This window comes from Nonomuraea phyllanthi (assembly GCF_006334985.2).
Lineage (GTDB): Bacteria > Actinomycetota > Actinomycetes > Streptosporangiales > Streptosporangiaceae > Nonomuraea > Nonomuraea phyllanthi.
In genome coordinates this window covers 391514-409295 of the sequence record NZ_VDLX02000002.1, presented here as the reverse complement: position 1 = coordinate 409295, position 17782 = coordinate 391514, and the positions used below count along the sequence as shown (strand labels likewise).

The following is a 17782-nucleotide window of genomic DNA, read 5'->3' as shown; positions in this document are numbered from 1 at the left end:
GGTCCGATACCACGCCGTCCTGTCGGCTGCCGGGGGCGCGGTCACGGCAGCGGTCCGTGCGGGTCAGCCGGGGTAGGGCCGGTTGAAGCGAGGTGGGGTGAAGGGGACATAGCGGGGGGCGGGGTCGGCTGCCAGCGCCGCCGCGCGGGCGTTCATCGCCGGGGCGGACGTCGCGGGCCAGTGGCCGGTCCGCAGCCGTTCGAGCATCGTCGCCAGCGCCGCCTGCTGCTCCGCCGGTGAGAAGTCGCAGTGGCCGACGGTCTCGGTGTACGTCTGGCGCAGCAGGGAGTTCGCTCCCGCCCGGCGCACCTTCTCCCCGTACGACTGCTGCTGGGCGACCGTGGAGATCTGGTCACCGGTGCCGGACAGGGTCAGCACGGGTATCCGCAGTTCGCCGTCCAGGACGATGCCGCGGGCGAACCGTTCGACGGCGCCCGGGTCCGCCGCGATGCGCGGTGCGGCGGACAGGTTGCGCAGGTCGTCCGCGAGTTCCAGACCCGCCGCCCTGTACAGGTCGCCGACGGCACGCCGGAGGGCGGGATCGGCCAGGCGAAGCTGCTTCGCGTAGTCCACGCCGGTGTTCCAGGACGGGTTTCCGCCGACGACCGCCATGATCTGGCGGCGGCTGCTCATGGCCTGCCCGATGTAGGGCAGCGGCCCACCGGAGAGGGCGAGGTAGGCGCCCTGCTCCAGCGCGTCGGCGTCCCGGCTGTCCGGAGGCGGCGGCGTGGACCCGTCGGGGTTCCGGCCCCAGGCCGGCAGCTGGCCGATCGCGGCGGCCAGGGCGATCCTGGCCCGGCCCTCGGGGGTCTGCTGCGCCGCGGCGAGGGCGTCGATCCACGCCTTACGGGCCGACTCGACGTCCTCCGGGATGTCGATGACCGGCAGCCCCGGTGCGACCAGGCGTTCGAGCACGAAGACCGTGTCGAGCTTCTGGTTCCACTGGGCGACGGACCCGCCCAGCCCGCCGCACATCGGGACGGCCGCGTCGAAGGCGTGGGGGTGGACCTGGGCGACGCCGGCGGCGACGAAGCCCCCCATCGAGGTACCCGAGGCGATCGCCTTGCGGGCCCGGCCGTAGGCCTGCTCGAAGCGGGCAAGCGCTTCGGCCTGGTTGTCGATGGCGGACCGGATGTCCCAGCCGGTGATCGCCCGGCTCGTCCCGCCGCGGGCCACGCCGTCGGCCAGCAACCGCGCGGTCAGGGGCTCGTTCCGGCCCGTACCGGCGAAGTCGAGGGCGACCACCACGGTGCCGTTCCAGCGGGCCGGGACGACGAACTCGTACGGCGTGCCGTCAGCGAGGGTGCCGCTGACGCAGCTGGGGTGGGCGGGAGAGTCCGGCAGACACGGTGTGCCGCCGGAGGAGGGGCCGACGGAGGCGGCGGCGGTTCCGCTCCCGAGGGCGGTCGCGGACGCGACGGCCAGCGCGACGGCGAGGCACGCGGTCGCTCCGCGGCGGGTCACAGCGGCAGTCCCTTCGACTCGACCGTCCAGCCGTCCGCGGTGCACAGCCCGCAGTCGGGGCCGATGAAGCGCGCCCCGGCGGTACGGTCCCCGCGCAATACGTAGTCGAACCAGTCGGCGGCCACCTGCCAGCCCTCGGTCGCCTCGAGACCCGCGATCAGGCCGACGTGCCCGGCCGCCGCGTCACCGGCCAGGACGGCGGGGACGTCGAGCAGGGCGTAGTTCTCGATGCTGTTCTGGTACGCGACGTCGTCCGGACCGCCGTTGACCAGGAGCGTCGGAGTGTGCAGGTCGGCGAGACGGTCGCGCCCGTAGCCGCCGAAGCTCGGCTCCGCGAAGTATCCGGTGTTGAATCCGGCGACCGCGTCGATCATGGGGTCGGTCCCGGCGGCGAGGGCCTCGATGCCGCCGCAGCTGTGGCCGAGCACGCCGACCCGCGTCGTGTCCACCCGCCCGTCGAACTGCTTGCGGGCCTGCCTCGACTCGGTGGCCCAGTGGGCGGCCAGGAGGAGCGCCTCGGGGTGCGCCGTCGTCTTGTCCGGGGTGCTCGGGACGGGGAACTCGTCCACCCCGCCGTTGGCCACGACGATGTACCCCTGGGAGGCCAGTCCGGTGAGGAACGTGATCCCTTCGAGGTTGCTCGTCGCGCAGGCGCCGTTGCCGTGCACGATCACGGGCAGGCTGCCCTTCCGCAGTGCCTTGAGATCGGCCGGGCGGTAGACGGTGTACCCGGGCAACCCGTCGGCGGCCTCCCGGACCGTGGGCAGCACGGTCGGCGTGCCGGGCTTCGGCGGTGGCGGATTCTGGGCGGGCGCCGCCGCGGCGGCGCCGGAGACGGCGAGGACGAGCGCCCCCACGGTCGCCACCAGCAGGGTCCGCGCGGTCATGGAGCGGGCAAGCATGTTGCGTTTCCTCCACGGTTGATGGACGGGCAGGGGTTGGCTCGGAGCCCGGCGAGGTCCGTGAATGGCAGGCGGGTGTCTGGCAGCTGATGTGAGGCATATGTCCGTCGCCAACGTAGGCGATCGTTCAGCTTTATGTCATCAATGTCAATCCCCTGATTACCAGCTGGACCGCATGGGTGACGTGGCCGGGAGCATCCGAGCGGCTGCTGTGATTGGGGCGATGCCCTCTGAAGCGGCGGAGACGTTCAGGATGAACGGCGCTTCAAGGTCATCGCTCTCCGGCGAGGGTGGTGGGGACGATCGCCGTAAGGCTGCCACCCATCATGATGAGCGGCATGCTTTAGACGGGCGTCCTAGAATATGTTGTACGTCTGCTACGGATCCCCGAGACATCAGGCCCAGTCGATCACCAGGTGGGTGTGCCGCTTGGGGAAGATCCGACCCGTGGCGGGCGCGGGCGGCATCGCGTCCGCCGGGTGGAGGGTGAAGCGCGGGCCCGGGTGGTGCCGCCAGTCGCGGTCCCATGTCCGGAGGTGAGCGGCGAGCCGCCGGGCTAGTTCGGGACCCAGAGGGCCATGACCGTGGACGCCGAACTCGATGCGGCGCTCACCGGTCTCGTCCTCTCGGTAGGTGAGGTAGGCGAAGCTGTCAGGGGTGATGAGGGCGGGGCAGAACCACCGCAGCACGGGTCTGACGAGATCGTGGTCAGGGCTCTGCCAGATCACCCCGAAGGTGTCCTCGTGGGTGGCGAGCCACAGGGCGGCCGTGTCGAAGGGCTCGTCGGGCCGGACGACGACGCCGGTCCACAGTTCGGCCGGGTCGCCGGTCAGTGCCCGGTCGAGTGCCGCGGTGTCGAGGGCGGGGCCGCCGTCCAGCGTCAGCGTCACCGCCCCGCCGGCCAGGGCGGCCACCTGCTCCTCGTGCGCTCCGGTGCCCTGCATCGGCACGAACCCGCACACCTCCGGATCCAGGCCCGCGAGCCGGTCACCGTACCGGACGAACGTGATCGACCGGGTGATCCCGCAGAACCGCAACGGCACGACCAGCCGGCCGCCGGGGGCGAGCAGGCGCCCCCACGGGCAGTCCCAGGCCCCGGCCGTCACCAGGATGGCGTCGTAGGGACCGTCCTCGTCGCCGACGTGCTCGGCGTCTCCGAGGACGACCTTCACCTGGGGGTAACCGGTATCGGCCAGGAAGCGCGTGGCTCGCTCGGTGACGAACGGATCGATGTCCACGGTCACCACCAGCCCTTCCGGGCCGACGAGCTCGGCGATGAGCGCCGCGGAGTAGGCGGCGGCCAGGGACGGCGCTTCGGGGGCGAACCTCTCCCGTGGCGCCTTCGCGAACGCCGCCGCGACCTCGGGAGAGCGGATCCAGCCCTGTTCCTTCAACCTCGCGACCATGCCGGCCCGCAGGCGATCGGGGGATTCGGACGGAGATATCGGTCGGTAACTGAGCGCGATGTCGACGATCTGCTCGGGTGTGGCGTCACGCAGCTCTTCCGGTGGCCAGAAGATCAGGTCGCTCACCCGCGGATGCGGCACGTTCACGTCGAGCAGCTTCAGGTAGTAATCGGTCTCCTGGTCGGCTTCCATGATCCGGCGGACGATCTCGGCCAGTTCCTCCCGCGTGATGTCCGGCACCCTCGGCGGGTACGGGCGGGCTGCGTTCCTGGCGATGTCTTGCAGACTTTCCGACTCCCAGTACGCGGCGAAATCCGACAGTTCGTAGCCGTGGCCGGTCCGCTCGTTGAACGCGGCCAGAGACAGGCGCGCTTCCGGCACCCTGCCGTCCTCTATAAGACGCGCGATCCGGTCGATCTCCGCACCGAGCCGTTCGACGCGTTCATGAGGGACGGGCGGAAACAGCAGCTCTGGCCGGAGGTCCATGGTCGCCATTGTGCCTGCGCGTTACGACGATTCAGCCGATCGGTCAGGATGATGGATCAGTCATCGCGGGCTGGCCGGCCGGTCACCAGCGCGATCATGTGCACCAGCACCTTGGCGCCGATGGCGAGGACCATTCCGCGCTCGAGCTCCCCGAGCTCTTTGGCGATGCGTTCGGGGCCCCAGTCCGGGTGGTCCTCCGCGATCTCCCGGATCGACGGCAGAGCGCCCCTGGGAAGCGCCGGGAGCCGGCCCTTGGTGTAGGTCACGCGCACCGTACGGTGAGCGGTCGGGCTGTGGGTCAGGATGACATGGAACGGTGGCGCACCGGCGTCGTTCATGAAGGCCTCCTAGCCTCGCCTGGCGCCGACGCTAGGAACGGCCGGGGCGCAGGTCCACGAACGGTTACCGGCGCGAACCTGACGACGGGCCGCGGGAACCTGCCGGATCGGCCTGCTGATCCTGGGCCATTGACAGGCCTGATATTCAGGCTGAAGCCCATTTGTGCGCGGCTGTCCCGCGTCCGCCGTCCGCCGGCGGGCGCGGTCGCTGGCGAGAAGGGAATTCCTGCCACCGGTGACCCTCCATGTCGCGGTTGTGGACCCCCTGCCCATGTACCGGGAGGGGGTTGCTTCCGTTCTGTCCGCGGCAGGTCATCGCGTGGAGACTCCGGCTGAGGTGCTGGCGTGGGCGCGGCAGGTCCCGCGGGGCGTGGTGCTGCTGACCTTGGAGCGCGAGCAGGACTGGGAACTGCTCGGGCGGTTGCGCGACATGGCCGCGACGCACGCCGTGGTCGCGCTGATCGAGGAGGATCCGGTCGTGCTGGGCGCGCGGGCGGTGCGATCGGGTGCCCAGTCGGTGCTGCCGCGGGGGGTGGCGGCGGGCATGCTCAGGCGCACGGTGGAGGCGACCTTCGACGGGCAGGCGGTGCTGCCGGCGGTCGTGGCCACGGCGCTCGCCGCCGGGGCGCACGCGCTCGGCGCGAACGCGAAGCCGCCGGATCCGCGGCAGGTGTCATGGCTGCGGCAACTCGCGGAGGGCGCGACCGTGGCGCAGCTGGCCCGGCGTACCGGCTATTCAGAGCGCGCGATGTTCCGGCTCCTGCAGGGCCTCTACCAGGAGATGGGCGTCTCCACCCGCATCCAGGCGATCGTCCGGGCGCAGGAACAGGGGTGGTTCGGGGTCGGCACGGACTCCGGGAGATCGTGAGGGACGGACCCCCGCAGATCGTGAGGGACGGACTCCGGGAGGCCGTGAGGGACGGGGGCTCGGGCGGGCGTGACGTCGGAGGCCGTGAGGCCTGGGCGGGCTACATCGGCGGGCGCGGCTCACGCTTCATGGGCGCGTGCCCTGGCGGTGGAGAGGGCATCGACGACCGGCAGCAGCCGTTCCGGCGTCTGAGCGCAGGCGCCCAGCCGGTCGAGCAGGAACAGCAGGCGGTCGACCAGCCCCGGGGTGGCCCTCCGCGTCGTCGTGGGCCTTCGCGTGGTGGCGCGCGCCGTCTGGAACGCGGTGACGGCCTCGTCGAGGCTGCCCTGGCCGTTCAGGCGGAGGCCGCAGATGGCGAACCCTTTGAAGTCCCATGCGGTGACGTCGTGTTCGTCGCGCCGTATCCGTTTCGTCGTCTCGTGGAACAGCCAGTGGAACAGCGCGACCGCCTTGCCGCCGTCGTCGCCGCCCCGCCCCGCGCCGGCCATCGAGACCAGCGCCTGCAGCGCCGGCGTGAGAAGCGGACGGCCGACGTGACGGTACCGGGCCGCGCTCTCGATCTGCCGCGCGGCGTTCTCGAGGTCGCCCTTCGCCAGGTAGGCCTGGCAGAGGGTGGTGCGCGCCTGCAGCAGGATGACCGGGTCGGTGTATTTCCGCGCGAGCTCCACCGCCTTCTGCGCCGACCTCATGGCCTCCTCGACGTCCCGGTCGAGCTGCACGGAGGCGAGCCCGTTCTCGTAGCGGCTCCGCAACCAGTCCTCGTCGTGCCCGTTCAGCCTCTCCTTCGTGGCCTGGACGGCTTGCTCGGCGGCCTCCCGATCACCCAGCTCGGCGTACCAGCCGGCCGTTTTCATCCCGATGACGACGCTCCTCGACAGGGCGAACTCGCGAGCCTCGGGAGTGCCGGGGTAATCGTCCGACGCGGGCACGGCGAGGGCGTCGCGGGCGCACTGGAGGGCCTCGTCGTATTCGCCCCAGTGCCGGTGGCAGTCCGCGAGCCCCTCCAGCGTGCCCATCCGGAGCGGCAGCAGCCTGAGATACGCCTGCCGGTCGGTCCCGGCCAGCTCGCCGTGGTCGTCCCGGGCCAGCCCGTAGTAGTCGTACGCATGCCGCGCGTCCCTGTTCCACCAGTACGCCGCCGCGAAGTTGGCGCGGATCAGCGTGCGGCGCGGCACGTCGCGCCGGGTGTTCGCGAGATGGAGGGCCCTGCCGTACGCGGCGCCGGCCCTGGCGAAGTCGCCGCTGGAGGCGTAGATCTCGCCGAGCGCGTTGTCGTTGTCCATCTCGCGTTCGGGGTCGTGTTTCTCCAGCTTGCCCCTCAGCTTCTCGCGCGGTTCGCGCAGCAGGAACGCGCAGTGCCGCTTGCGGAGCTCGCCGTCGATGTCCTCGATCCGGTTGTAGGCGAGCTGCGGTCGCCCGGCGCGGGTCAACGCGCGCAGCCCGGCGAAGTGGAGGCTCAGATCCCCGGCGGTACGCGGTGGCGTCACCCGCCGGCGGGCCAGCTCTTTGGCGGCGCGGATCAGCAGGTCCTTCGTCTGCTCGTCGACGGGCCCGTCCTCGCCCGGCAGGCCGGCCCAGGCGCGCTCCTCCTCGGACAGGGCGATGCGGTACTGCCCGTCGCGCGTTTCGTCGGCCACGCGCTTGTCCGCCAGCCCTGCCAGGATGTCCCGCACCTCGTCGAGCCGTGGCTTCTTCCCTGGCTCCGGCTCGGGAAGGAGCTCGCGCACCGCGGCCGCGTCGACGGCCGTGCCGTAGGCGTCGAGTGCTGCGAGAGCCGAGCGCTCCCAGGTGTCCAGCCCCGCCGTCAGGTTCTCGACGAGAAATCTGGGCAGTTCCTGTGGCCCCTTCAGACGCTCCAAGCCGTCGGACAGCTTGTGGAGGCCGAACTGCGGTGACCGCGCCAGGACGCAGGCCAGCTCAACGAGGCGGAGGTTGCCGCGGAACAGTGCGTGATGCCGGACGAGTTTCCTGACCACGCCTGGCTGGGTGGTCAGGCTCTTGACGAAGGCGCGGAAGAACGTACGCGTGAGCTCGCCGACCCTGATCGCGGGCTGTCCCTGCGCCCAGGTGCCGCGCGCGGCGGACTTCGGCATGTCCCGCGTCACGAGCACCACGGCGATGTGGTGCTGTTCGGTCGCCAGCACCTCGAACACCTCGCCGAGTTCGGGGTCGTTGAGCTCGTGGGTGGCGGGATCCAGCAGGTGCTCCGCGCGGTCGATGACGATCACCGCCGGGGTGTCGGGCAGCTCGTCCAGACTCGCTCGCAGGCGTTCGGCAGGCGCGCCGTCGATGACGTCCGGCCATCTCACCGCTTCGTCGTCCAGCAGCGTCTCGATGTCGGCGACCAGCACATGGACATCGATGCCCAGGCCGGGGACGGCCTCGTGACGGAAGATCCGCGGCCCGCCCGGCGCGTTCCCGAGCTCGTCCAGCACCTGGTTCACGAGCCTCGTCTTGCCGACCCCCAGGGCTCCCGTGACGATGACGATGCCCCATGGGCCCTTGGTCAGCCGCGTCCGGAGCAGGGGAAGCTCGTCCTCCCGATCGACGATGCCGGTGATCCGGGCGGCTGTCTCCAGGGGCGGGGCACCGGTCGCGGGGGGCTGGTCGGTCTGCGGCGGCTGCTGTTCCCGCTCGGCGGACGTCCCGCGCGCCCGCTCCCTCCTGTCGATCACCAGGGTGTAGATGCTGATGTAAAGGCCGACGATGCTGACGATGGCGCTCACGATGCCGGCCAGCCAGCCCACGGATTCCGCCCAGGCGACGTTGGACTTATCGGCCAGAATCGGCCACCAGCCCGCTGAGCTGCCCAGGACTACGAACGCCACCAGGAAGGCGATGGTGCTGAGGAGCCATAATTTCCCCTGCTTGCCCATATCGCGCACGATGTCATCATCACGCCCGCATCACTGACGAAAAAGTCAGGTTCATGCCACCCGCAGAGTGGGGGCACGGACGCATTCAGCAGCGGCGGAATCCAGCCGGCGACGCCACCGGTTCGGCGGATCGGACGGTCATGCACCGTGCGCGTGGCGGGCGGCCTGGGAGGTGACGCGCTCGATGGCCTGGACGGCGATCTCGGGCTGGTCGACGTAGATGTAGTGGCCGCTCTTCGCGGCGGTGGTCAGCCTGCTGCGGCTGGACAGCGCCAGCCACTTGCGCTGCCCGGCGGCCCACGCCTTCTCCAGCTCCGGCCCGTACGTCGGGATGGCCGCCAGGTACGGCTGCCCGTGCCGGATCACCTCCACCGGGATGTCCCCCGCGGAACGCACCTTCCCGTCGTTGATGACGAGCTGCTCCGGATTCTGCCCCTGGAAGATCGCCAGGTTCTGCGCGCGCACGTCCGCCGCCGGACCCTTGGCCGACTCGGGGATCGTCTTGGAGATGTCACCGGACATCGTGGGCGGCGTGGCATCCATCAGCACCAGACCCTTGACCCTGTCCCGGTGGTCGGGGGCGTACCTGGCCGCGATCAGCCCACCCAGCGAATGCCCCGCCAGCACCACCGGACCATCACCCGCGACACGGTCGAGCACCCCGGACAGGATCTTCCCGGTGCTGGAGAAGCTCTGCGGGCCTTCGGGCTTGTCGCTCGCGCCGGCGCCCAGCCGGTCGTAGGAGCAGACCCGGTTCTTCCTGCTCAGCGTCTTCTGCAGGGCGGCCGTCTTCTCCAGTGAATCGCCGCCTCCGTGCAGCAGGATGACGACCGGCCTGCCCTTGGCCGGGCGACCTGAGCAGGACACGTTCACCGACCGGCCCGCGACCTTGATCTTCTTGGTGCCGAAGATCGGGTGGGCGGGAGCGTGCCGCGTGGCGGAGGCGAAGGGGTCCCATTTCGAAGCGTTGCTGGAGGCGAAGGGGTCCCAGTCCGCCGCCGAGGCGGGCTGGGCGGCGGCGATTCCCGTACCGACGACGGTGCAGCACAGTGCGGCCAGGACGGATGCCTTCATCTTGCGGAGCATGGTGTCCTCCAGTTGGGGAATCGACGCCGAGCGTGATTCACGCGGTGGTCCGGCGGGGAAGCGGTCGAACCGCTTTCCGGCATGCAGAAACGCTAGGGAATCGAGGCCCCGGGAGGCGTCACCGCACAGTGGACATTCGGCGGTCGCTCGCACGGGGGACAAGCGCCGCGAGGACGCGCGCCGTTTCGTAACGCCCCGGCGGAGCCGGCTAACGTGACGGGCGCCGGCCCAGCTTGTCGGTCCAGCCGAACTCCTCGAAGGTCACACGCGCCGTGTCCTCGCCCTTCTCCGCCACCGAGTACTCCAGCAGTTCGGCCGTGTCCCGGTTGACGATCAGCTGGAACGCGTACCCGTCGTCGCTCTTGACCACCAGGCTGACGCCCCTGCGCCCGGTGGCGTCCTCCACCTCGCCGTCGGAGACGATGCCGGGCTGGTCGGCGAGGATCCGGAAGACGGCCGCCCTGGTGCCGGGAGTGGTCGGGGCGGTCATCAGGTCGACGGTGGTCTGCCACAGATAGAGGTCGAACTCCTTGTCCTGGTCCGGCAGCTTCGCGAACTGGGCGCGCAGGCGGTCGGCCAGCGCCTTCTTCGACGTGGGCAATGCGCCGACGTTCCGCATGGTGATGTTCATGTTGGGGATCGACAGCGGCCGCGGAAGGTTGTCGTCGACGCTCTTGGGCTCGTCCTCCACCAGCTTCGGCGAGCCCAGCTCCTTCCACCTTGCCTCGTCCTGCGGCGAGGGGAAGACGACCTTGCGGTCCTCGCGCTTCACACGGTGGGTGCCGCCCGTCCGCTTCGGCCGCCACCGCTCCTCGGACTCGACGATGTACGCCTTGTACGGTGGCCCGTCCGGGTAGATGCTCTCCCGCAGCTGCTTCAGCTTCTCGTTGTACTTCTCGTTGATCGCCACCAGCTCGTCGTCCTCCGCGCCGGTCCTGTCTATCTCCGCCTGCTCCTGCTTCTGGAGTTTCCGCACCCCGGTCCAGAACTTCTCGGGCCAGGCGAAGGTGGGGTGGGTCGTCCGCCGGCGGACGTACCAGTAGTCGCCGGACGTGGTGGTCTCGCGCAGCGCGGTGTCCGCGGCGGCGAGCAGGAAGGATCGGGCGTCGATCCGCGTGGCCGGCGACTCCCCGGTGCCGCCGGCCGTAGTTTGCGGAGCACTCGAAGAGCCCGCCGCGACCGGCGGGGTCTTTCCGGCGGGCGCGCCGGACAGCATGCCTGCGGAGACGACGACCGCTCCGGCGGCGACGGCGGCGACCGCGCCGGTGGCCAGGAGGAATACGGGACGGCGAGCCATGAAAGCTCTCCAACGGGGTGTCGGGTGCCGGGGACTGCGAAATGTTCGGGCGAGGTCCTCGCGGCGGCGTCGCCGGTAGCTCGCGTCAGCGAGTTCGTCCAGCTCATCGGGCCTGAGCCGAGCGAACAGTCGATCGGTCATGTCTTCCCCCTACGGGTGGATCCTGCGGACGTCAGCTCTCCTCGGCGAACCGGCTGCGGGTCGGCCGCGCCGGTTGCCGCGCGGCTCCCGCCTCGTGGCGCAGCCTGCCGCTGAGCCGCTTGCGCGCCCGGTGCAGCCGGACGTTGAACGCTCGCGCCGAGCAGCCCATGACCGTCGCGGCCTGGTCGGGCGTCAGGCCGTACCACGTGGCCAGGATCATCGCCTCCACGTCCTTCTCAGGAAGGGCGCGCAGGGCGGAGATGGCCTGCTCCCGGTCCACCACGTGCTCGGCGACATCCCAGGCGACGTGCTCCTGCTCGCTGGTCAGGACGGCGATCCGCTCGACCAGGCTCTCGCGCCGATACCGCACCTCACGCTGCTTGGCGAGCTTGTTGCGGGCAACACCCAGCAGCCACGGCAGCACCTGCTCGGGCAGCTCGTCGAGCCGCCGCCAGGCCACGAGGAATGTCTCGCTGCACACGTCCTCGGCCACGCCCAGCTCGACGCGCAGCAGCACGTAGCCCAGCACGTTCCGGTAGTACCGGTCGTACAGCATGGTGAATCGCTCTTGGGGATCGTCCACGTCCAGTAGTCCCGCCGGCCGCCCCTCGATTACCACCGGACCCGATCTTTCTCATCGGCCCGGACGGCTCCGCACGGCCAGGTGCCGCCTGCTCCAGCCCTTCGTCTCCCGGGGGATCACGCCGGACGCCAGGCCCAGCGGTGCGGGAGATTTCGCCTCGTTTAGCATGAGATCATGGTTGCTATCCGGAATGCCACATCCGAAGACGTGGCGGCGATCGCCGCGCTGATGGCCCGTCGCCGTGCGACCTACGAACAGCACCAGCCCGTCTTCTGGCGGGCCGCGGCCGACGCGCAGGCCCGCCACGCCTCCTTCCTCGCCACTCTCGTGGACAACCCCAAGGCCATCTGCCGGGTGGCCGAGCGAGAGGGCCGGTTCGCCGGGTTCGCCATCGGCTCGCTCGTGCCCTCGCCCCCGGTGTACGACCCCGGCGGGCCGACGTGCACGCTCGACGACTACGCGGTCGCGGACGACGGCGACTGGGCCACGGTCGGCGTCGATCTCCTTCGCGCGGTCACGGACGAGGCACGTCAGCGGGGCGCGGTCCAGGTCGTGGTGGTGTGCGGCCACGCCGACGAGGTGAAACGCGCGGCGCTCCGCTCGGCCGGGCTCTCCATCGCGTCGGAATGGTGGACGGCGCCGCTGTGACGTGCGGGCTCCCGACGGGCGTCAGCTTCTGGGCGGATCGTCGCGCCACCGCCGGGCCCGCCGGTCAGCGCATGTCCCAGGCGCGGTGGAGCGCCTCCCTGATCCGGTGCTTGGCCGGCGGCGGGACGTCTCCGTTGCTCACCTGCGGCAACGCGGGCCGGGGGTGCGGGGCGGGCGGCGTGACGCTCGACTTCTCCTCCTCGGTCGCCGGCCGCTCGATCTCGGTGAAGCCGCCCTCGGGGCCGCGGACGATCCTGCCGGTCTCCACGCCGCGCTCGACCAGCCGCCGATCGCGCGCCTGCAGCCCCAGGCAGATCCACCGGGTGACCACGTACGCCAGCACCGGCCCCACCACGATCGCCACCCGGAAGATCCACGTCGTCGCGTTCAGGGAGATGTGGAAGTTGGTGGCGATCACGTCGTTGCCACCGGACGTCCACAGCACCCCGTAGTACACGATGCCCGCGATCCCGATCCCCGTCCGCGTCGGCACGTCGCGGGGCCGGTCGAGCAGGTGGTGCACGGCCCGGTCACCGGTGATCCACCGCTCCACGAACGGATACACCGCCAGCCCGAGGAACAGCAGCCCGGGAGCCGCCAGCGCGGGGATCAGCACGCTGAGCGTCACGGTGTAGCCGAACGCGGTGAACTCCCACGGCGGCATGAGCCGCAGCGCGCCCTCCAGGAACCCCATGTACCAGTCGGGCTGGGAGCCCGCGCTGACCCGGCTGGGCAGGTACGGCCCGTACAGCCAGACCGGGTTGATCTGGAACACCGTGGCCAGCAGCGCGATCGTCCCGGCCACCCACAGCAGCCACGCCGTCGTCTTGCCCAGGAACACGGGGAAGAACGGGTCGCCGCTGATCATGCGCTCCTTCAGCCCGTGCTTCCTGAACTGCGTGTGCGTCTGCCGCCACGTCAGCACCACCGCGTGCAGCGGCACCAGCACCAGCAGCAGGCCCGGAACGAGCAGCACGTGCAGGCTGTAGAGACGGGGGACGATGTCGCCGCCGGGGAACTCCCCGCCGAACAGGAACACCGCCAGGTACGTGCCCACCAGCGGGATCGACACCGTCACCCCGTGCAGGATGCGCAGCCCGGCGCCGGACAGCAGGTCGTCGGGGAGCGAGTAGCCGAACAGCCCGTTGAGCATGACCAGCCCGAACAGGGCCACGCCGATCAGCCAGTTCAGCTCGCGCGGCTTGCGGAAGGCGCCGGTGAAGAAGTTGCGCAGCAGGTGCGCCACCATCCCGCCGAGGAAGATCAGCGTGCCCCAGTGGTGCATCTGCCGGATCAGCAGGCCGCCGCGCACCTCGAAGGTGATCTCCAGGGAGGACGCGTACGCCTCGCTCATCGTGACGCCCTTCAGCGGCACGTAGGCGCCGTTGTAGACGACCTCCTCCATGCTCGGCTTGAAGAAGAACGTCAGGAAGACGCCCGTGATCAGGACGACCACGAAGGCGTACAGGGCGATCTCCCCCAGCAGGAACGACCAGTGGGTGGCGAACGCCTTGCGCATCGCCCTGTTCAGGAAACCGGCGCCGCCGACGCGATCGTCGAGCGCCCTGGCCAGTGAGCCGACCTTCATCGTCACCCCGCACCCGGCTCGGTTGCATTGTCACAGCCATCGACCGGATGGCCGGGCGATATGTGACACATGCGCGTCATCTCACGGACCGGAGGGTGATCCTGATCACGGGTGGCTGGTCAAAACGCCAGAACTATGGTTAGCCTTACCTAACCTTTGATCCTTCCGGGGGTCTCCCACCCACCACGAGAACGGGACCACCACCATGCGCGCATGGCGTCCGGCCCTTGTGCTCGCCGCCCTGAGCGTCGTGCTCGCGGCCTGCGGCTCCGGCACCTCCGGTACGACCACCACAGCCTCCACCGCGCCCTCCGCCGGCCCCTGGTCGTTCACCGACGGGTCCGGCAAGGTCATCACGGCGGACAGGACCCCGACACGGATCATCGCGCACGCGGGCGAGGCGGCCGCGCTGATGTCCTTCGGCATCAAGCCGGTCGGCATCTACGCCGACGAGTCGGTCAAGACCGACGCGAACCTGAAGGATCTCGACCTGACCGGTATCGAGATCCTGGGCCAGGAGTGGGGCAAGATCGACGTCGAGAAGGCGGCTGCCCTGCGGCCTGACCTGATCGTCGGCGACTGGTGGCCGGCGGAGAAGGCGCACAGCGGCCTGGAGGAAGGGGTCGACGAGAAGAGCAAGAAGCTCGCCGAGCTCGCCCCGGTGGTGGGCGTCTCCCAGGGCAAGTCGATCGTCGACCTGGCCAAGGGGTACGAGGACCTGGCCAGGAGCCTGGGCGCCGAGGTCGACTCGCCGGGGATCGCCGCCAACAGGGAGCGCTTCGAGCAGGCGGTCGCCGCGTTCAAGGAGGCGACGAAGGCCAAGCCGGATCTCACGGTGGCGGCGATGTCGCCCGCCGACGACAAGCTGTACGTGGCCAACCCCGAGTACGCCCCGGAGCTGCTGGACTTCCAGCGCTGGGGCATGAGGGTCATCAATCCGGACACCCCCGACCCCGGCTTCCCGTACTGGGAGAACCTGAGCTGGGAGAGCGCCGACAAGTACCAGCCCGACCTGGTCCTGTGGGACGGCCGCAGCTTCAAGCCCACCTCCAACGCCGAGTGGGGCCGGAAGCAGCCGACCTGGTTCAAGGTCAGGGCGGCCAAGGCGGGGGCGGTCGTGGCGTGGCCGGCGTACTGGCTGCACACGTACGGCGACTTCGCCACCGAGCTGGACAAGCTGACGGCGGCGGTCAAGGCCGCGGACCCGGCCATCGGGGACTGATCACCGCTCATGAGCAGTTCGGCGCCCGTCGCGCGCAGAGCATCGGCCCTCGGGCCGGGGCTCGCCGCGCTCTGCGTGTTGCTGGCCCTGGTCGCCTTCCTCAGCGTCACCCTGGGCTCCCGCTCGATCGGCCTGCCGGAGGTGCTGCGCGCCCTGGGCGGCCTCGACCAGGACGGGTCGATCACCAGCACGGTGACGCTGGAGCTGCGCGTGCCCAGGACGCTGCTCGGCGTCCTGGTGGGCGCCGCGCTCGGCGTGGCCGGCGCCATCCTGCAGGGCGTCACCCGCAACCCCCTGGCGGACGCGGGGATCATGGGAGTCAACTCCGGCGCGGCCGTCTTCGTGGTCATCGCCATCACGGTGCTCGGCGTGCGCGGCGCGGAGGTCTACGTCTGGTTCGCCTTCGCCGGGGCGATCGCGGCCCTCGTGCTGGTGTACGCGATCGCCTCCCTCGGCCGGGAGGGGGCCACCCCGGTCAAGCTGGCCCTGGCCGGCGCGGCCGTCACCGCGGGACTGGTCTCGGTGACCAGCGGGATCGTGATGACCGACGTGGACGCGCTCAACGAGCTGCGGTTCTGGCAGGTGGGGTCGCTGGCAGGACGGTACGCCCCGATCCTGGCCGGGGTCGCGCCGTTCCTCGTCATCGCCCTGATCGCCTCGCTGGGCTTCGGGCGCGCGCTCAACGGTCTCGCGCTCGGCGACGACATGGCCCGGGGCCTCGGCCAGCGGGTCACCCGGACCAGGACGGCCGCGTTCGCCGTGGTCGCGGTGCTCGCGGGCGCCGCCACCGCCGCCTGCGGGCCGATCGTCTTCGTCGGGCTGGTCGTGCCGCATCTCGCCCGGTTCATCTGCGGGCCCGACTACCGGTGGATCCTGCCGTACTCCATGCTGCTGGCCCCCATCGTGCTGCTGCTGGCCGACGTGCTCGGCCGGGTGGTGGCCGCGCCGGACGAGCTGCAGGTCGGCGTGGTCCTCGGGGTGCTCGGGGCGCCGGCGTTCGTCGGCATCGTCCGCTACGGCCGGCTGTCGGAGGCGTGACCATGGCAGCCACCTCGACCGCTCCCTCGGCCGGCGCGTTCCGCGCCACCCGGCGCCGCCGGGCCGCCCGCTCGCTGGTGGTGACGGTCTCGCTGGCCGTCGCCGTCGTCGCGCTGTTCGTCCTCACCATGATGGTGGGCAGCTTCCGGCTCGGCGCGGACGAGGTCGTGGCCTCGGTGCTCCACCTGCGCGACGATCCCAGCGTCGACTTCGTCGTCCGGGGGCTGCGGTTGCCCACCGCGGCGTCCGCGCTGGCGGTCGGCCTCGCCCTCGGCGCCGCCGGCACGATCTTCCAGCAGCTGCTGCGCAACCCGCTCGCCTCCCCCGACTTCGTCGGCATCAACTCCGGCGCCGGGCTCGCCGCCATCACCGGGATCGTCCTCCTGCAGGCCGGCGGGCTGGTCGTGAGCGGGCTCGCCCTGGCCGGGGCCGCCGTCGCCGCCCTGCTCATGTACGTGCTCGCCTGGCGCGACGGCGTGGCCGGCTACCGGTTCATCCTCATCGGCATCGGCACCACGCTCTTCTTCGACGGCCTGACCGGCTACATGCTGACCCGGGCCCAGCTGTCCGACGCCCGGCAGGCGATGCACTGGCTGACCGGCTCCGTCGGGCAGGCCGGTGACGGCGAGCTGCGGCTGCTCCTCGGCGCCGTGCTGCTCCTCCTGCCCACCGCGGTCCTCCTGCAGCGGCAGTTGCGGGCGCTCGAACTCGGCGACGACACCGCGCGGGCGCTCGGCATCCGTACCGAGCTCGGACGGGCCGGCCTCCTCGCCACGGCGGTGGCGCTGACGGCCCTGGCCGTCGCCGTGGCGGGACCCATCGTCTTCGTCGCGCTCGTCGCGGGGCCGATCGCCAACCGGCTGCTCGGCCCCGCCACCGGCGGGATCGTCCCGGCGGCGCTGGCCGGGGCCGCGCTGCTGCTGACCGCCGACCTCATCGCCGTCCACCTGCTGCCGACGCCGCTGCCCACCGGCGTGGTGACCGGCGCGGTCGGCGCACCCTACCTGCTGTGGCTGCTGGCCACCACCAACCGGCAAGGAGCGGGCGGATGACCCGGCTACGCGCCGAGGGCGTGACCCTCGGCTACGACGACCAGGCCATCGTGACCAACCTCGACGTCGAGATCCCGGACGGCCGGGTCACGGCGATCGTCGGCGCCAACGCGTGCGGCAAGTCCACGCTGCTGCGCGGCCTGGCCCGGCTGCTCAAGCCCAGCCACGGCGCCGTCTACCTCGACGGCAAGGCACTGAACGGGATGAGCACCCACGACGTGGCCAGGGCGCTCGGGCTGCTGCCGCAGACCCCGACCGCCCCCGACGGCATCACGGTCGCCGACCTGGTGGCCCGCGGCCGCTACCCGCACCAGGGCTGGTTCCGCCGCTGGACCGACCGCGACGACGACGCCGTCAGCCGGGCCCTCGACGCCACCGGCACCGCGGACCTGGTCGACCGCCCGCTGCGGCAGCTCTCCGGCGGCCAGCGGCAGCGCGTCTGGGTGGCGATGGCGCTCGCCCAGGACACCGACCTGCTGCTCCTCGACGAGCCCACGACCTACCTGGACATCAACCACCAGGTGGAGCTGCTGCGGCTGCTGCGCAAGCTGAACGCCGAATCCGGCAAGACCATCGTGGCCGTCCTGCACGACCTCAACCTCGCCTGCCGCTTCAGCGACCACGTCATCGCGATGGCGGACGGGGCCGTCGTCGCCGAGGGGGTCCCGGCCGCGGTGATCACCGCCGAGCTGGTCGAGAAGGTCTTCGGCCTCGCCTGCGTCGTGGTTCCCGACCCGGTCGCCGGCACGCCGATGGTGGTGCCGTCCTGAGATGGCCGGGAAACGCG

The 17782-nt window shown here is 71.1% G+C and carries 15 protein-coding genes; 6 read left to right on the top strand and 9 right to left on the bottom strand.

Features of this window, described 5'->3' with window-relative positions; genetic code table 11:
• Nucleotides 1-63: 63 nt before the first annotated feature.
• The 4 genes from FH608_RS07425 to FH608_RS07410 all read right to left on the bottom strand — a co-directional run bounded on the left by FH608_RS07425 (nucleotide 64) and on the right by FH608_RS07410 (nucleotide 4596).
• A complete protein-coding gene (locus FH608_RS07425) occupies nucleotides 64-1464 on the bottom strand; it encodes an alpha/beta hydrolase family protein (protein WP_226899109.1) in 1401 nt (466 codons plus the stop codon).
• Nucleotides 1461-2351 carry a poly(ethylene terephthalate) hydrolase family protein gene (locus FH608_RS07420; RefSeq protein ID WP_139629611.1) on the bottom strand — a complete coding sequence of 297 codons (891 nt, stop codon included), beginning with the start codon at nucleotides 2349-2351 and terminating at the stop codon, nucleotides 1461-1463. The genes FH608_RS07425 and FH608_RS07420 overlap by 4 nt, the downstream gene beginning before the upstream one ends.
• Before the next feature lie 410 nt (nucleotides 2352-2761).
• Nucleotides 2762-4258: a bacteriocin immunity protein gene (locus FH608_RS07415; protein WP_193318282.1), complete on the bottom strand. Its 1497-nt coding sequence runs from the start codon at nucleotides 4256-4258 to the stop codon at nucleotides 2762-2764.
• 56 nt (nucleotides 4259-4314) lie between these two features.
• Complete coding sequence (locus FH608_RS07410; protein WP_139629609.1) at nucleotides 4315-4596, bottom strand: hypothetical protein; 282 nt, start codon at nucleotides 4594-4596, stop codon at nucleotides 4315-4317.
• A gap of 319 nt (nucleotides 4597-4915) precedes the next feature.
• On the opposite strand from FH608_RS07410, the gene FH608_RS07405 reads away from it, so the two are divergent.
• A complete protein-coding gene (locus FH608_RS07405) occupies nucleotides 4916-5464 on the top strand; it encodes a helix-turn-helix transcriptional regulator (RefSeq protein WP_226899108.1) in 549 nt (182 codons plus the stop codon).
• A gap of 119 nt (nucleotides 5465-5583) precedes the next feature.
• On the opposite strand, the gene FH608_RS07400 is transcribed toward FH608_RS07405, so the two are convergent.
• From FH608_RS07400 to FH608_RS07385, 4 genes are all read right to left on the bottom strand, one after another.
• A complete protein-coding gene (locus tag FH608_RS07400) occupies nucleotides 5584-8340 on the bottom strand; it encodes a tetratricopeptide repeat protein (RefSeq protein ID WP_139629608.1) in 2757 nt (918 codons plus the stop codon).
• A gap of 138 nt (nucleotides 8341-8478) precedes the next feature.
• Nucleotides 8479-9414, bottom strand: a complete 936-nt coding sequence (locus FH608_RS07395) for an alpha/beta fold hydrolase (RefSeq protein ID WP_226899107.1) — start codon at nucleotides 9412-9414, stop codon at nucleotides 8479-8481.
• A gap of 220 nt (nucleotides 9415-9634) precedes the next feature.
• Complete coding sequence (locus tag FH608_RS07390) at nucleotides 9635-10723, bottom strand: hypothetical protein (protein ID WP_139629606.1); 1089 nt, start codon at nucleotides 10721-10723, stop codon at nucleotides 9635-9637.
• 172 nt (nucleotides 10724-10895) lie between these two features.
• Nucleotides 10896-11447 (bottom strand): RNA polymerase sigma factor, encoded by a 552-nt coding sequence (locus FH608_RS07385; protein ID WP_139629605.1) that lies wholly within the window; start codon nucleotides 11445-11447, stop codon nucleotides 10896-10898.
• Between the two features lie 174 nt (nucleotides 11448-11621).
• Between FH608_RS07385 and FH608_RS07380 the strand changes: the two genes are divergently transcribed.
• A complete protein-coding gene (locus tag FH608_RS07380; protein WP_139629604.1) occupies nucleotides 11622-12095 on the top strand; it encodes a GNAT family N-acetyltransferase in 474 nt (157 codons plus the stop codon).
• A gap of 64 nt (nucleotides 12096-12159) precedes the next feature.
• Here the strand turns inward: FH608_RS07380 and qcrB are convergent, their stop codons facing one another.
• Complete coding sequence (gene qcrB / locus FH608_RS07375) at nucleotides 12160-13683, bottom strand: cytochrome bc1 complex cytochrome b subunit (protein WP_139629603.1); 1524 nt, start codon at nucleotides 13681-13683, stop codon at nucleotides 12160-12162.
• A 205-nt stretch (nucleotides 13684-13888) separates the two neighbouring features.
• Here qcrB and FH608_RS07365 point away from each other — a divergent pair, with 205 nt between their 5' ends.
• Genes FH608_RS07365 through FH608_RS07350 form a run of 4 tightly spaced genes read left to right on the top strand, consistent with a single transcriptional unit; the run spans nucleotide 13889 to nucleotide 17765 of the window.
• Nucleotides 13889-14905, top strand: coding sequence for an ABC transporter substrate-binding protein (locus FH608_RS07365; protein WP_153265530.1), 1017 nt, complete (start codon nucleotides 13889-13891; stop codon nucleotides 14903-14905).
• A gap of 9 nt (nucleotides 14906-14914) precedes the next feature.
• Entirely contained in the window at nucleotides 14915-15943 is a 1029-nt protein-coding gene (locus tag FH608_RS07360) for a FecCD family ABC transporter permease (RefSeq protein ID WP_139629601.1), read from the top strand.
• 2 nt (nucleotides 15944-15945) lie between these two features.
• Entirely contained in the window at nucleotides 15946-16995 is a 1050-nt protein-coding gene (locus FH608_RS07355) for a FecCD family ABC transporter permease (RefSeq protein WP_139629600.1), read from the top strand.
• Nucleotides 16992-17765: an ABC transporter ATP-binding protein gene (locus FH608_RS07350; RefSeq protein WP_139629599.1), complete on the top strand. Its 774-nt coding sequence runs from the start codon at nucleotides 16992-16994 to the stop codon at nucleotides 17763-17765. Before FH608_RS07355 ends, FH608_RS07350 begins: the two co-directional genes overlap by 4 nt.
• Nucleotides 17766-17782: the final 17 nt, after the last annotated feature.